Below are 13,109 nucleotides of genomic sequence, written 5' to 3' on the forward strand. Positions count from 1 at the left end.
GTGTGGGCACTCTTCTGGACGACACCGTCGTTCTCGTCAGCGGCGGCACGTCCGGTGTGGGCGCCGCCGTCGTGCGAGCGAGCCTCGCCGCGGGCGCACGCGTGGCCTTCAGCGGCCGACGTGACGAGGTGGGCACCGCGTTCGAACGCGAGCTGCGCGCCGACGGCCACGACGCGACCTTCGTGCGCGCCGACATCGCCGACCCCATCGAGGCGATCGCGAGCGTCGAGCGCACCGTCGAGCACTACGGCCGCGTCGATGCCGTGTGCAACGCGGCCGGACTCACCTCCAGAGGGTCACTGCTCGACACCACCCCCGAGCTGTTCGACCAGCACATGGCCGTCAACCTGCGGGGACCGTTCTTCGTCATGCAGGCCGCCGTCCGCGACATGCTCTCGCGCTCGGCTCCCGGCACCATCGTGAACATCGGCTCCGTGAGCGGCCGCGGCGGGCAGTCCTACCTCGCCCCGTACGTGGCGGCGAAGGCCGGCCTGTCGGGGCTGACCAAGAACGCGGCACACGCTCACCGGTTCGACCGGATCCGCATCAACGCACTCGACATCGGCTGGACCGAGACCGAGGGCGAAGCCGTGACGCAGAGGACGTTCCACGACGCGCCGGACGACTGGGCCGCCGACGCGGCCGCGCGCATGCCGATGGGCAAGCTCGGACAGCCCGACGAGATCGCCGACATGGTGGTGTTCCTGCTGTCGCCGCGCAGCGGCGTCGTCACCGGCTCGGTCATCGAATGGGATCAACAGGTAGTAGGAGGGCAGGACTGATGGGCAACGACGTTCGGAACCAGCGAATCGGAGTCGTCGGACTGGGACGCATCGGTGCGTTCCACACCGAGACTCTCGCCGGACTCGACGGGGTCTCGAGCCTCGTGGTCACCGACGGACGGCCGGAGGTCACCGACGCCGTCGCCGCGAAGTACGGCGCGGAGAAGGTCGACGGGGTCGACGCGATGCTCACCGCCGGCGTGGACGGCATCGTCGTCGCGGCGGCCACGCCCGCGCACGCCTCGCTGCTGCTGGCCGCGGTGGACGCCGGGATCCCCGTCTTCTGCGAGAAGCCGTTGGCCTTCACCGCCACCGAGAGCAAGGCCGTGGTCGACGGCATCGCGACCTCCGACGTGCCCGTCCAGATCGGGTTCAACCGGCGGTTCGATCCGGCCGTCGCGGCCGCCGAACGTGCCGTGCGCAGTTGGGATCTCGGGTTCCTGCACACCGTGCGGTCCACCACTCTCGACCCCGCTCCCCCGCCGATGGCGTACATCGCGGAGTCCGGCGGCATCTTCCGCGACTGCAGCGTCCACGACTTCGACGTCGTGCGCTGGATCGTCGGCCGCGAGGTCGTGTCCGTGTTCGCCACCGGCTCGAACCAGGGCGATCCCGCGTTCGCCGCCGCCGGCGACGTCGACTCCGCCACCGTGCTCCTGACGTTCGAGGGTGGCGCCGTCGGTGTCGTGTCGAACTCCCGCTACAACGGCCGCGGCTACGACTGCCGCCTCGAGGTCCACGGCCGGGACGACACGGTCGTCGCCGGCTGGGATCCCCACACCCCGGTCCGGAACATGGAAGCGCCTCAGCTCTTCCCGAACGGCGAGCTGTTCCCGTCGGACACGCCCCACGGGTTCTTCATGGACCGGTTCGCCGCCTCCTACCGCGCCGAGCTGTCCGCGTTCCTGGAGGTCTGCGCCGGCACCCGCCCGTCCCCCTGCACCGCGCAGGACGCCCTCGAGGTCGCCTGGATCGCCGAGGCCGCCACCGAATCCCTGCGCCGCGGCGCACCCGTCACCCTGGAAGAGGTCCGCTCATGACCGCCGCACCCGTACGTATCGCCGGAGCACCCATCTCGTGGGGCGTCTGCGAGGTCCCCGGCTGGGGATACCAGATGGACAACGACCGCGTGCTCCGAGAGATGCGCGGCGCCGGACTCACCGCGACGGAGAACGGTCCCGAGGGCTTTCTCCCGGCCGATCCGGCATCCCTGGCCGCAGTGCTCGCCGGTCACGACCTCACCTCCGTCGGGGGCTTCGCTCCCGTTCTGCTGCACGAGGAGTCGCACGATCCGGTGCCGACCATCGCCTCGCTGCTCGACGGCTTCGTGGCCGCGAACGCCGACGTCATCGTCCTCGCCGCGTCCACCGGCCAGGAGGGCTACGACGCCCGTCCGACGCTCACCGCCGATCAGTGGACCGTGTTGCTGCGCAACCTCGATCGTCTCGCCGCCGCCTCCGCCGAGCGGGGAATCCTCGCCGTAGTGCATCCCCACGTCGGCACCATGATCGAGCAGCGCGACGAGGTGCACCGCGTGCTCGACGGCTCCTCCATCCCGCTGTGCCTGGACACCGGGCACCTCATGATCGGCGGCACCGATCCGGCCGAACTGGCCACCGCGGCGGCCGATCGCATCGCGCACGCTCACCTCAAGGACGTCGACGCCGCCCTCGCAGCACGGGTCCGGGCCGGCGAGCTCACCTACACCGACGCGGTCCGCGCCGGCATGTACACGCCGCTCGGAACCGGGGACGTGGGCATCGGCGGCGTCGTCGACTCGCTCCTCGACGCCGGATACACCGGCTGGTTCGTGCTCGAGCAGGACACCATCCTGTCCGAGGAGCCGGGCGAGGTGGGCGGCCCGGTGACGGACGTCGTCGCCAGCGTGCAGCACCTCCACGACATCGTCGCCGCCCGAACGGCCGCGGTGTGACGGCACCTCTGCGCATCGGGGTCCTCGGCGCGTCGCGCATCGCGGAGCAGGCGATCATCGGACCGGCTCACGCGCTCGGTCATCGACTGGTGGTCGTCGCGGCACGCGATCGCGGCCGCGCCGAGGCCTTCGCACAGCGGTACGGCGTCGAGCGCGTCGCCGACGACTACGACGCGGTGATCGACGATCCCGAGGTGGACGCCGTCTACAACCCGCTCGCCAACGCCCTGCACGCCGAGTGGAACATGCGCGCACTGCGCGCCGGCAAGGCCGTCCTGACGGAGAAGCCGTTCGCGCGCAACGCCGCCGAGGCGCGGGCAGTGCGCGATGTGGCTAGCGAGACGGGCGCAGTGATCGTCGAGGGGTTCCACTACCTTTTCCACCCGGTGACGCGGCGGCTGCTGGACATCGCCGCGAACGGCACCCTCGGTCGCCTCACGCGGGTCGAGGTCGTCATGGCCATGCCCGCACCCGCCGACGACGATCCGCGATGGTCGCTCGACCTCGCGGGCGGTTCCGTCATGGACCTGGGCTGCTACGGGCTCCACATGCACCGCCTGCTCGCCGACGTCGCCGGCGGGCCTCCCCGCGTGGTCTCCGCCGTCGCCACCGAACGTGACCCCGGCGTCGACGCGACGTCGACCATCGAACTCGCGTTCCCCGACGGCGCCACCGGCACCGTGACGAACTCGATGGAGCACGCCGAGCACGAGTTCACAGTGCTGCTGACCTTCTCCGAGGGAACGGCGTTCGCGCACAACCACATCAAGCCGAACACCGACGACCGCGTCTCCGTCACGGATGCGTCGGGGACGACGGTGGAGCACCTCGGCACCCGCCCGTCGTACGAGTACCAGCTCGAGGCCTTCGCGGCGCACGTGCAGAGCGGCGCTCCGATCCCCCTCGACGCCGACGACGCGGTGGCCACCATGGAGCTCGTCGATGCCGCGTACGCGGCGGCAGGTCTCCCTCTCCGCTAGCCCCCGAGAACGTCGGCCCCGCACCCCTGGGCGAAAACCCGGGGTGCGGGGCCGTCGTCGTCGGTGCAGTTCTGCTCACGAGCACTCGCGCGCGCGGTCCGGGTGCCGACACGACACGGGCCCCGCACCTCGTGTGAGGTGCGGGGCCCGGGAGTCGAGCGTCAGCGGCGCAGTTCGTGGGTGAGCGTCTCGAGCTCGTCGCCGCCGGCCATCTCCTTGGTGAGATCGTCGAGGCTGATCTCGTCGTAGGAGCAGTCGAGCTTCTGGCGGCCACGGTTGAGCAGCACGAAGTGGTCACCGACCATGTACGCGTGGTGCGGGTTGTGCGTGATGAACACGACGCCGAAGCCCTGCTCCTTGGCTGCCGAGATGTAGCGCAGCACCATGCCGGACTGCTTGACGCCCAGCGCGGCGGTCGGCTCGTCGAGGATGAGGACACGGGCGCCGAAGAAGATGGCGCGGGCGATGGCCACACACTGGCGCTGACCGCCGGAGAGCGAGCCGATGGGGGCGTCCACGTCGGGCAGGTCGATGCCCATCTTGTGGAGTTCCTCCTTGGTCGTCGCGCGCATCGCGGCGGCGTCGAGGGTGCGGAAGACACCCTTCTTCCGGAGCTCCTGGCCCAGGAAGAAGTTGCGCCACACCGGCATCAGGGACACGACGGCGAGGTCCTGGTAGACCGTCGCGATGCCCTTGTCGAGCGCGTCCTTGGGTGAGGAGAACTTGACCTCCTCGCCGTCGACGAGCAGCTGGCCCTCGGTCTGCTGGTGCAGGCCGGCCATGATCTTGATGAGTGTCGACTTGCCGGCACCGTTGTCGCCGAGCACACCGGTGACCTCGCCGGCGCCGACGCGCAGGTTGATCCCGCCGAGGGCGATGATGTTGCCGTAGCTCTTGCCGACGTTCTTCAGCTCGATCAGCGGGGTCTTGCCGCCACTGTTCGATTCGAGGGGAGTCTCGATGGTTGCACTCATGTCAGGTGTCACCTTTTCGCAGCGTAGGAACGGAAGCTGTTGTTGGCGATGACGGCGAAGAGCAGCATCGCACCGAGGAAGAACTTGAACCAGTCCGGGTTCCAGCCGGCGTAGACGATGCCCTGGTTGGTCATACCGAAGATGAAGGCGCCGATGGCCGCACCGATGGCGGTACCGAAACCTCCGGTGAGCAGGCAGCCACCGATGACCGCGGCGATGATGTAGAGGAACTCGTTGCCGACACCCTGGCCGGACTGGACGGTGTTGAAGGCGAAGAGCAGGTGCATGCCGACGAACCAGGCGCAGAAGCCGACGAACATGAACATGCCGATCTTGACCTTGGTCACCGGCACACCGATGGCGCGAGCCGAGTCCTGGTTGCCGCCGACCGCGAAGATCCAGTTGCCGACGCGCGTCTTCATCAGCACGTAGGTGGTGATGAGCGTGAAGACGAGCCACCACAGGACGGTGATGCGGACCGAGACACCGAAGACCGAGAACGACGAGGCGAAGACCTTCTTCGCGGACTCGAACCCGTCCATGTCGGAGATGGACTGCGTCGCGACCTGGCCGGTGACGAGCTTGGTCACCGCGAGGTTGATGCCCGTCAACATCAGGAACGAGGACAGGGTGATGAGGAACGACGGGATCTTCGTCTTCATCACCAGGTACCCGTTGAGGAATCCCACCCCCAGTGCCAGCACCAGGGCGAGGACCGAGCCGATCCACACGTTGAGGTGGAGGTTGTAGGCCAGCATGGACGCGGCGATCGAGGAGAACGTCACCGCCACACCGGTCGACAGGTCGAACTCGCCGCCGATCATGAGGACCGACACGCCGCACGCCATGATGCCGATGGTCGACGAGGCGTACAGCACGGTGGCCAGGGCCTCGGGGCTCCGGAACGGCGGGGCGACGATGGCGAAGAACACGAAGATGATGACGGCGCCGAAGAGGGCACCGATCTCCGGACGGACCAGCAGACGCTGGAACGGCTTCTGCTTCTTCACCCGCTCGTCGGTCACGACGGTATGCGTGGCGAGATCGAGATCTGCCTGAGTGGACATGGACTTCCTTACCTGACGGGGGATTCTCTGCGCTGGCGGAGCATTCGTTCGGATGACACCCCGTGAGGGAGGCGAGCGGCGAACGTTCCGTGTGATGTCGATGTAATACGCATCACAGCCATAAGTCAATACTTTGTTCGGACATTAGGACTGCAGCCGGACATACCCGCTAGAGCGTGACCCACCTTCCCGACTCCACCGACTCCGTCATCGCGTCCAGCACCGAGGCGCTGCGGACAGCATCCCGCACGGTCGCGCCGACGGAGGCGTTCTCGGCGATCGACTGCAGGAAGCGCGCCGCCTCGACCACCTTCAGGTCGTCGTACCCCATCGCGGACGCGGACCCCGGCTGGAAGACGCCGTACTCGCCCGCTCCCGGACCGACGAAGAGCGTCGACTGCGGCTGGTCCTGATACAGCGGCTGATCCTCGCCGGCCGCCCGCAGGCCCAGCTGCAGCTCCCCCATCCGACGGAAGTCCCACGAGACCGAGCCCTTGGTCCCGTGGATCTCGAACCCGTAGGAGTTCTGGTCACCCACCGCCACGCGGCTGGCCTCGAGGACACACCGGGCGCCGGTCGCCATGCGCAGCTGCGCGGACACGAAGTCCTCGTTCTCCACCGGGCCCTGCTCACCGCCCGAGGCGCGCATGTGGCCGCTGGTCACCCCCGTCGGCTTGGCACGCTGCGGGATGAAGACGGCGGTGTCCGCCACCAGTGAGGCGATGTCGCCGAGCAGGTACCAGATCAGATCCGCGCCGTGGGACGCCAGATCGCCGAGCACGCCGCTACCGCCACGCTCACGCTCGAAACGCCAGCTCAGTGCGCCGTCCGGGTGGGCCGCGTAGTCACTGAAGAACCGGAAGCGTGCATGTGTCACGTCGCCCAGTTCGCCGGACGCGATGATGCCGCGCGCCTGCTCCACGGCCGGTGCATTGCGGTAGTTGAAGCCCACTGCCGTCTGCACGCCTGCCTTCTCCGCGGCGATCGCCACTGCGCGGGCATCGTCCGCCGACAGTCCCACGGGCTTCTCGATCCAGAGGTGCTTCCCGGCCTCGGCCACCGCGACGCCCATCTCCCGGTGCAGGAAGTTCGGCGACGTCACCGACACGGCACCGATGGACGGGTCGGCCACGACGTCGCGCCACGACTCGGTGGACGAGCCGAAGCCGAACTGCTCGGCAGCCTCGGCGGCGCGGCCGGGCACCTCGTCGGCCACGGTCGCGAGAACGGGCAGGGGTCGGAGCGCGGGGTAGTGGTGACGCACGCGGCTGTAGGCCTGCGTGTGGACGCGGCCCATCCAGCCGAAGCCGACGACGGCGACAGGCAGAGTGGTGAGGCGAGGGTCGGACATGGGTGCACTCCAGACGAGGGGGGTTGTTGGACCGTTCCAAACAGAAGACTGTCCGCAGTCTGCCCGTCGCCCGATCGCGCTGTCAACGCTCTTTCGTTCACCGCGTCCGTCCCGCTAGGCTGCGTTTGGCACGGTCCAACTCGGCGGGGCCGCCTCACCGGACGGAGCGAGCCGTGACGAACATCGAGCGGCCACCCACGATCCGCACCGTGGCCGAACGCGCCGGCGTGTCCAAGTCGCTCGTCTCCCTGGTCCTGCACGACTCCCCCAACGTCAGCGACGAGAAGCGCACGGCCGTGCACGCCGCCATCGACGAGCTGGGCTACCGGCCGAACCTGTCGGCCCGCAACCTGTCCCGGCAACGGACGGACATCGTCGGGGTCCTCATCAACGACCTCCGCAACCCGTGGTTCGTGGACTGTCTCGAGGGCATGGCCCCGGTGCTCGAGGCACACGGGCTGACCATGATGCTCGGCGACGGTCGAGCCGACCGGAGCGGAGACGACACCGTCGTCCGCAAGTTCACCGAACTGCGACTCGACGCGCTCGTCCTGGTCGGCACCCGGTCACCCACTCCCCTGGTCGCCGATGCCGCGACGTCCATGCCTACGGTGATCGTCGCGAGCCGCGACCTCGAACTCCCCCGCGCGGACGTCGTGGCCAACGACGACACCGCGGGATCCGCGCTGGCGGTGGCGCATCTCGCGGAACTGGGTCACCGCCGGATCGCCCACGTGGCCGGGTCGTTCGGCGCCGTGTCCGCTCTGCGCGCCGACAGCTACCGCGCCGCGATGGCGTCGCGCGGTCTGGACACCGACGGCCTCGTCGAAGCGTGCGACCTCACCGAGGACGGCGGATACGACGCCGCCCGGAGACTCCTCGCCCGCACCCCCCGCCCGACCGCCGTGTACGCGGTGAACGACATCGCCGCGGTCGGTGTCATGACGGCCTGTCAGGAAGCGGGACTGGCCGTGCCGCAGGACATCTCGATCGTCGGATACGACAACACCTCCATCGCACAACTGCGCCACGTCTCCCTGACGTCGGTGGACAACGCCAGCGCGTCGGTCGGTCGCCGGGCCGCAGCGGCGGTGATCGACCGGATCGCTCGTCCGACGGCAGCCGGCACCCTCGACCTCATCGCGCCGACACTGCAGGTGCGCGGAAGCACGGCACCGCCGGCCGACACGTAGCTCCCCACGCGGCCTCCCGGGTGACTTAGGGTACCCCTACCTCCGCGGTCTCCGGAGGCATCGCGAGCAGCAGGGGTACCGCATGCGCAGCACGACATCACGACGATTCGCCACGGCCGTCGCCGTTCTGACACTCCTCACGGCGGCCGGGTGCAGCAGTGATCAGGCGTCCGACGCGGTGCCCGACAGCGACGCCCCGACGGGCACCGTGACCATCGAGCACGCACTGGGCTCCACCGCGATCGACCGCGCCGAACTCGGGTCCGACCCGCGCATCGTCGCCCTCACCGCTCCGGCCGTGGACGCCGCGCTCGCCCTGGGGGTGCAGCCGGTGGCCTTCGCCTCGGACACGACCGGGGCACCGGACGGCCGCTATCCCTGGCAGTCGGAGCTGGCGGCGAACGTACAGCTCATTCCCGTCCCCGTCGAGGGCGTCCTCCCCATCGAGGAGATCGCTTCGTACGCACCGGATCTCATCCTCGCCGACTTCGCCGCGTCGACACCGACCCAGTACGAGCAGTTGACCGCACTGGCCCCGACCATTCCCGTCATCGGCGACACGGTCTCGCCCTACGACGCGCTGACGCGCGCGCTGGGCACGGCGCTCGGCCGCGAGGACGACGCCGACGCGGTGATCGCGCGGACGCGGACCGCCCTCGCCGATGCCGCCGCGGAGCTGCCCGGACTGGCGGGGAGGACGGCGCTGCTGTCGCAGTACATCCCGGCCACCCAGCAGCTCGTCGTGGTGGCCGATCCCGACGACGGCGCCTCGGCGTTCTACCAGGAACTGGGGATGACGCTGCCGGCCGTCGACCTGCCCGCCACGGCCGGCAACCGGCTCGTCGTCGGGCCCGAACGCGTCGACGTCCTGAACTCCGACCTGGTGATCATCCTCGTGAACGGCGGTACCGCCGCCGATCTCGAGGCACTGCCCGGCTGGGCTGATCTACCCTCGGTGCGCTCGGGCGGCATGCTGATCACGGACTACGCGACCATCATCGCGCTGAACACACCGTCACCGGCGTCGCTGACGTACGCGCTGGAGAAGGTTCGGCCGACACTCCGGTCGATCGCAGGCTGACGCCTCCGGGTCAGCGGTCGACGAGGGTCGTGTCGAAGTAGTACCGCGACGCGCGGTACACGTGCGACCCGTACTCGACCACCTTGCCGGAGTCGTCGAACGCCGTCCGGTGCATGGTGAGCAGCGGCGCCTTCGGCTTCTCGTCCAGCAGGTGCGCCTCGTCGCGATCGGCCGCCTTCGCCCCGATGCGCTGGCGAGCGAGGCGGATGTGGACTCCCTTGGTGCGAAGCGACTGGTACAGGCCGTGCGCCTCGAGCTCGGCGGGCTCCGGCGCCACGTCGACGGGCATGTAGTTGATCATCAGCGCGAGCGGTTCACCCTTGGTCAGTCGCAGACGCCGCACGGTGACCACCTCGGACTCCGGCCCGATGTTGAGCTCGCGCGCCACGTCCTCGGTGGGCAGCCCGACCGAGTACTCGAGCAACTTCGTCGTCGGGTCCTGGCCGGCGCGCGCCAGGTCGTCGAAGAGGCTGGTGAGCTCCACCGGTCGATGCACCGGGCTCTGCACCACCTGTGTGCCGACGCCACGCTTGCGCACCAGCAGCCCCTTGTCCACCAGTTCCTGGATGGCCCGACGCGTGGTCGGCCTCGACAGGTTCAGGCGCTTCGCGAGGGCGAGCTCGTTCTCGAAGCGGTCACCCGGGGCCAGACTGCCGCCGAGGATCGCGCCCTCGATGGCCTGCGCGAGTTGGTAGTAGAGCGGAACGGGACTCGACCTGTCGAGCTCCACGGCGAGCGGTTGACTCACGTACCAGCTCCGATCCGAAACTAGGCGGGTGTGCGGGCGGGCTGCCCGAGAACAGAGTGTAAGTGACCGTGCGCAATATGACGGCAAGTTAGAATGTCAGGACAAACTATTGACAGGTTGGTGTGGCGCGGAGCACAGTGATACCGGCCCCCACGCACACGCCCCGAGTATCGATGGAGCAGACCTTGACCACAGTGAACAACACCGGCCCCACCGGTGATGCACGTTTCGACGTGCTCGCCATCGGACGCAGCGGAGTCGACATCTATCCCCTGCAGGTCGGTGTGGGCCTCGAGGACGTCGAGACGTTCGGCAAGTTCCTCGGTGGCAGCGCCGCCAACGTCACCGTCGCCGCCGCGCGACTCGGGCGCCGCACCGCGCTGATCTCCGGCGCCGGCGACGATCCGTTCGGCCGCTTCGTGCGCGCCGAGCTCGCCCGCCTCGGCGTCGACAACCGCTACGTCGTGGTCGACGGCCAGTACGCCACCCCGGTCACGTTCTGCGAGATCTTCCCGCCGGACGACTTCCCGCTGTACTTCTACCGCAAGCCCACCGCGCCGGACCTGCAGGTGCGTCCCGAGGACATCGACACCGAGGCCGTCCGGAGCGCCGCTCTGTACTGGTCGACGGTCACCGGTCTGTCCGAGGAGCCTTCGCGCAGTGCCCACTTCACCGCCTGGGAGGCGCGTGGACGCGCTCCGCTGACGGTGCTCGACCTCGACTACCGGCCCATGTTCTGGGAGAGCCCCGCCGCCGCGACCGAGCAGGTCCAGCGCGCACTGCGACACGTCACGGTGGCCGTCGGCAACCGCGAGGAGTGCGAGGTCGCCGTCGGCGAGACCGAGCCGGACCGGGCCGCCGACGCGCTGCTCGACATGGGGGTGGAACTGGCGATCGTCAAGCAGGGCCCCAAGGGCGTACTGGGCAAGACGCGCACCGAGCGCGTGGAGGTGCCACCGAACTTCGTCGACGTCGTCAACGGACTCGGTGCCGGCGACAGCTTCGGTGGATCGCTGTGCCACGGACTGCTGTCCGGCTGGCCACTCGAGAAGATCCTCCGCCACGCCAACGCGGCCGGCGCCATCGTCGCGTCGCGCCTCGAATGCTCCACCGCCATGCCCACCGCCGACGAGGTCGCCGCCCTCGCCGAGTCCGCGGTCACCGCACCGGGTTCCGATCTCGCCGATTCCGAGGAAGCACATGTCTGAGACCATCACCGCGACCTGCACCACGTACGCCGACGTCACCGAGATCCGGGCGCACGACCCGGGCGCGATCGACCGCGCCTGGGCCTCTCGCGTCACCCGTGAGACGGTGCGCGGAGACGGGCGGCTCATGATCGTGGCCGCCGATCACCCCGCCCGCGGTGCCCTGTCGGTCGGCTCGAACCCGACGGCCATGAACAGTCGCACCGAACTGCTCGACCGCCTGCGTACCGCGCTGGCCGACCCGGGAGTGGACGGTGTCCTCGCCACGTCCGAGATTCTCGACGACCTCGTCCTGCTCGGCGCCCTCGACGACAAGGTCGTCATCTCCTCGATGAACCGCGGCGGACTCGCCGGCGCGTCGTTCGAGCTCGACGACCGGATGACCGGCGCGACCGCGGCGTCCACCGCGAAGGCGCGGATGAACGGCGCCAAGATGCTGACCCGCATCGACCTCGACGATCCCGGCACGCTCGGCACCCTCACCGCCTGCGCGCAGGCCATCGACGAACTCGCGGCCGAGGGCCTCATGGCCATGGTCGAGCCGTTCCTGTCGTCGCGCCGCGACGGCAAGGTGGTCAACGATCTGCGTGCCGACGCCGTCATCAAGTCCATCCACATCGCCCAGGGCCTCGGCGCCTCGTCGGCGTACACCTGGATGAAGCTGCCCGTGGTCGACGAGATGGAGCGCGTCATGGACGCCACCACGCTCCCGACGCTGCTCCTCGGCGGCGACCCGCAGACCGCGCCCGACGAGACCTTCGCCAGTTGGGCACGCGCACTGAAGATCCCCGCCGTCCGCGGCCTCATCGTGGGCCGCACACTGCTCTACCCGAAGGACGGCGACGTCGCCACCGCGGTGGCGACCGCAGTCGACATGGTGCGGGGCGGGGCGGACGAGTGAACAGCGAGTTCTACATTCCCGCCGTCCCCGGTGCCGGAGTCACCGTCACCCCGGAGAGCGCGGGATGGACCGAGTCCAGTCTGCGCACAGTGCTTCTCGCACCCGGCGAGTCCGTCGATCTCTCCTCCGACGTCGACGAGATCATGGTGGTCCCTCTGCAGGGATCCGCGACCGTCACGTGCGGCGAGGAGTCGTTCGCACTGACGGGGCGCGCGTCGGTCTTCGACGGGCCCTCCGACTTCGCGTACGTCGGCCGTGACAGCAGCTACACCCTCCGCAGCGAGCAGGGTGGACGTTTCGCGTTGTGCGGCGCACGCGCCTCGCGGGCCCTGCCGTTCCGCTACGTTCCCGCCGCCGACGTCACCGTCGAACTGCGCGGCGCGGGCAACTGCAGCCGGCAGGTGCACAACTTCGGCACCGCCGACACGTTCGAGGCCGACTCGCTCATCGCGTGCGAGGTCATCACCCCCGGCGGCAACTGGTCGTCCTACCCCGGCCACAAGCACGACGAGGAGACCGAGACCGAATCGGCACTCGAGGAGATCTACTACTTCGAGATCGACAGTGGCCGTGACGGTTCCGCCGGTTTCGGATACCACCGCGTGTACGGCACACCCGAGCGTCCCATCGAGGTGCTCGAAGAGGTGCGCACGGGTGACGTCGTCCTCGTCCCGCACGGGTATCACGGGCCGTCCGTCGCGGCGCCCGGCTACCACATGTACTACCTCAACGTCATGGCCGGACCGGGCAGCGAGCGCGCCTGGAAGATCGTCGACGATCCCGACCACACCTGGATCCGCAGCACGTGGGACGGCCAGGACGTCGATCCACGCCTCCCCCTCACCCCCCGACCTCCGCTGGACTCAGCGCACCGTGGAAAAGGAGCCTGAC

General features: G+C 69.3%; 13 protein-coding genes. 9 read left to right on the forward strand and 4 right to left on the reverse strand.

The features are described 5' to 3' along the window. Positions 1 to 2 precede the first annotated feature (2 nt). From OHB23_RS17070 to OHB23_RS17085, 4 genes are read left to right on the forward strand one after another with little or no spacing between them, the layout of a single operon-like run. Positions 3 to 782: an SDR family oxidoreductase gene (locus OHB23_RS17070; protein WP_328809976.1), complete on the forward strand. Its 780-nt coding sequence runs from the start codon at positions 3 to 5 to the stop codon at positions 780 to 782. After that, complete coding sequence (locus tag OHB23_RS17075; protein ID WP_328809977.1) at positions 782 to 1,822, forward strand: Gfo/Idh/MocA family protein; 1,041 nt, start codon at positions 782 to 784, stop codon at positions 1,820 to 1,822. The genes OHB23_RS17070 and OHB23_RS17075 overlap by 1 nt, the downstream gene beginning before the upstream one ends. Further along, complete coding sequence (locus tag OHB23_RS17080) at positions 1,819 to 2,715, forward strand: sugar phosphate isomerase/epimerase family protein (RefSeq protein WP_328809978.1); 897 nt, start codon at positions 1,819 to 1,821, stop codon at positions 2,713 to 2,715. The genes OHB23_RS17075 and OHB23_RS17080 overlap by 4 nt, the downstream gene beginning before the upstream one ends. After that, on the forward strand, positions 2,712 to 3,695 hold the full coding sequence (locus tag OHB23_RS17085; RefSeq protein ID WP_328809979.1) for a Gfo/Idh/MocA family protein: 984 nt from the start codon (positions 2,712 to 2,714) through the stop codon (positions 3,693 to 3,695). Before OHB23_RS17080 ends, OHB23_RS17085 begins: the two co-directional genes overlap by 4 nt. Before the next feature lie 161 nt (positions 3,696 to 3,856). Here the strand turns inward: OHB23_RS17085 and OHB23_RS17090 are convergent, their stop codons facing one another. The 3 genes from OHB23_RS17090 to OHB23_RS17100 all read right to left on the reverse strand — a co-directional run bounded on the left by OHB23_RS17090 (position 3,857) and on the right by OHB23_RS17100 (position 7,087). Continuing rightward, positions 3,857 to 4,669 carry an ATP-binding cassette domain-containing protein gene (locus OHB23_RS17090; protein WP_027503733.1) on the reverse strand — a complete coding sequence of 271 codons (813 nt, stop codon included), beginning with the start codon at positions 4,667 to 4,669 and terminating at the stop codon, positions 3,857 to 3,859. Positions 4,670 to 4,677: 8 nt separating this feature from the next. Further along, on the reverse strand, positions 4,678 to 5,736 hold the full coding sequence (locus OHB23_RS17095) for an ABC transporter permease (RefSeq protein ID WP_027503734.1): 1,059 nt from the start codon (positions 5,734 to 5,736) through the stop codon (positions 4,678 to 4,680). Between the two features lie 169 nt (positions 5,737 to 5,905). Then, positions 5,906 to 7,087, reverse strand: a complete 1,182-nt coding sequence (locus OHB23_RS17100) for a Gfo/Idh/MocA family protein (protein WP_056447675.1) — start codon at positions 7,085 to 7,087, stop codon at positions 5,906 to 5,908. Positions 7,088 to 7,260: 173 nt separating this feature from the next. On the opposite strand from OHB23_RS17100, the gene OHB23_RS17105 reads away from it, so the two are divergent. Both OHB23_RS17105 and OHB23_RS17110 read left to right on the forward strand, forming a co-directional pair. Beyond that, positions 7,261 to 8,280 carry a LacI family DNA-binding transcriptional regulator gene (locus OHB23_RS17105; protein ID WP_328809981.1) on the forward strand — a complete coding sequence of 340 codons (1,020 nt, stop codon included), beginning with the start codon at positions 7,261 to 7,263 and terminating at the stop codon, positions 8,278 to 8,280. An 82-nt stretch (positions 8,281 to 8,362) separates the two neighbouring features. After that, positions 8,363 to 9,361 (forward strand): ABC transporter substrate-binding protein, encoded by a 999-nt coding sequence (locus OHB23_RS17110; RefSeq protein ID WP_328809982.1) that lies wholly within the window; start codon positions 8,363 to 8,365, stop codon positions 9,359 to 9,361. A 10-nt stretch (positions 9,362 to 9,371) separates the two neighbouring features. Here the strand turns inward: OHB23_RS17110 and OHB23_RS17115 are convergent, their stop codons facing one another. After that, entirely contained in the window at positions 9,372 to 10,109 is a 738-nt protein-coding gene (locus OHB23_RS17115; RefSeq protein ID WP_027503738.1) for a GntR family transcriptional regulator, read from the reverse strand. 173 nt (positions 10,110 to 10,282) lie between these two features. On the opposite strand from OHB23_RS17115, the gene iolC reads away from it, so the two are divergent. From iolC to iolB, 3 genes are read left to right on the forward strand one after another with little or no spacing between them, the layout of a single operon-like run. Further along, entirely contained in the window at positions 10,283 to 11,317 is a 1,035-nt protein-coding gene (gene iolC / locus OHB23_RS17120; RefSeq protein ID WP_051612912.1) for a 5-dehydro-2-deoxygluconokinase, read from the forward strand. Further along, the gene (locus tag OHB23_RS17125) at positions 11,310 to 12,218 is read left to right on the forward strand and encodes a Cgl0159 family (beta/alpha)8-fold protein (RefSeq protein WP_027503740.1); all 909 of its coding nucleotides are present in this window, start codon (positions 11,310 to 11,312) and stop codon (positions 12,216 to 12,218) included. Before iolC ends, OHB23_RS17125 begins: the two co-directional genes overlap by 8 nt. After that, the gene (iolB, locus tag OHB23_RS17130) at positions 12,215 to 13,108 is read left to right on the forward strand and encodes a 5-deoxy-glucuronate isomerase (protein ID WP_328809983.1); all 894 of its coding nucleotides are present in this window, start codon (positions 12,215 to 12,217) and stop codon (positions 13,106 to 13,108) included. The genes OHB23_RS17125 and iolB overlap by 4 nt, the downstream gene beginning before the upstream one ends. Position 13,109: the final 1 nt, after the last annotated feature.

It is taken from the genome of Rhodococcus sp. NBC_00294 (genome assembly GCF_036163995.1).
Classification (GTDB): domain Bacteria; phylum Actinomycetota; class Actinomycetes; order Mycobacteriales; family Mycobacteriaceae; genus Rhodococcoides.

Excerpts from the sequence above, each read along its gene's own strand:
- OHB23_RS17080 (WP_328809978.1), top strand. The coding sequence starts at position 1,819 with ATGACCGCCGCACCCGTACGTATCGCCGGAGCACCCATCTCGTGGGGC.
- OHB23_RS17095 (WP_027503734.1), bottom strand. The coding sequence starts at position 5,736 with ATGTCCACTCAGGCAGATCTCGATCTCGCCACGCATACCGTCGTGACC.
- OHB23_RS17125 (WP_027503740.1), top strand. The coding sequence starts at position 11,310 with ATGTCTGAGACCATCACCGCGACCTGCACCACGTACGCCGACGTCACC.
- OHB23_RS17100 (WP_056447675.1), bottom strand. The coding sequence starts at position 7,087 with ATGTCCGACCCTCGCCTCACCACTCTGCCTGTCGCCGTCGTCGGCTTC.
- OHB23_RS17075 (WP_328809977.1), top strand. The coding sequence starts at position 782 with ATGGGCAACGACGTTCGGAACCAGCGAATCGGAGTCGTCGGACTGGGA.
- OHB23_RS17110 (WP_328809982.1), top strand. The coding sequence starts at position 8,363 with ATGCGCAGCACGACATCACGACGATTCGCCACGGCCGTCGCCGTTCTG.
- iolC (WP_051612912.1), top strand. The coding sequence starts at position 10,283 with ATGGAGCAGACCTTGACCACAGTGAACAACACCGGCCCCACCGGTGAT.
- OHB23_RS17090 (WP_027503733.1), bottom strand. The coding sequence starts at position 4,669 with ATGAGTGCAACCATCGAGACTCCCCTCGAATCGAACAGTGGCGGCAAG.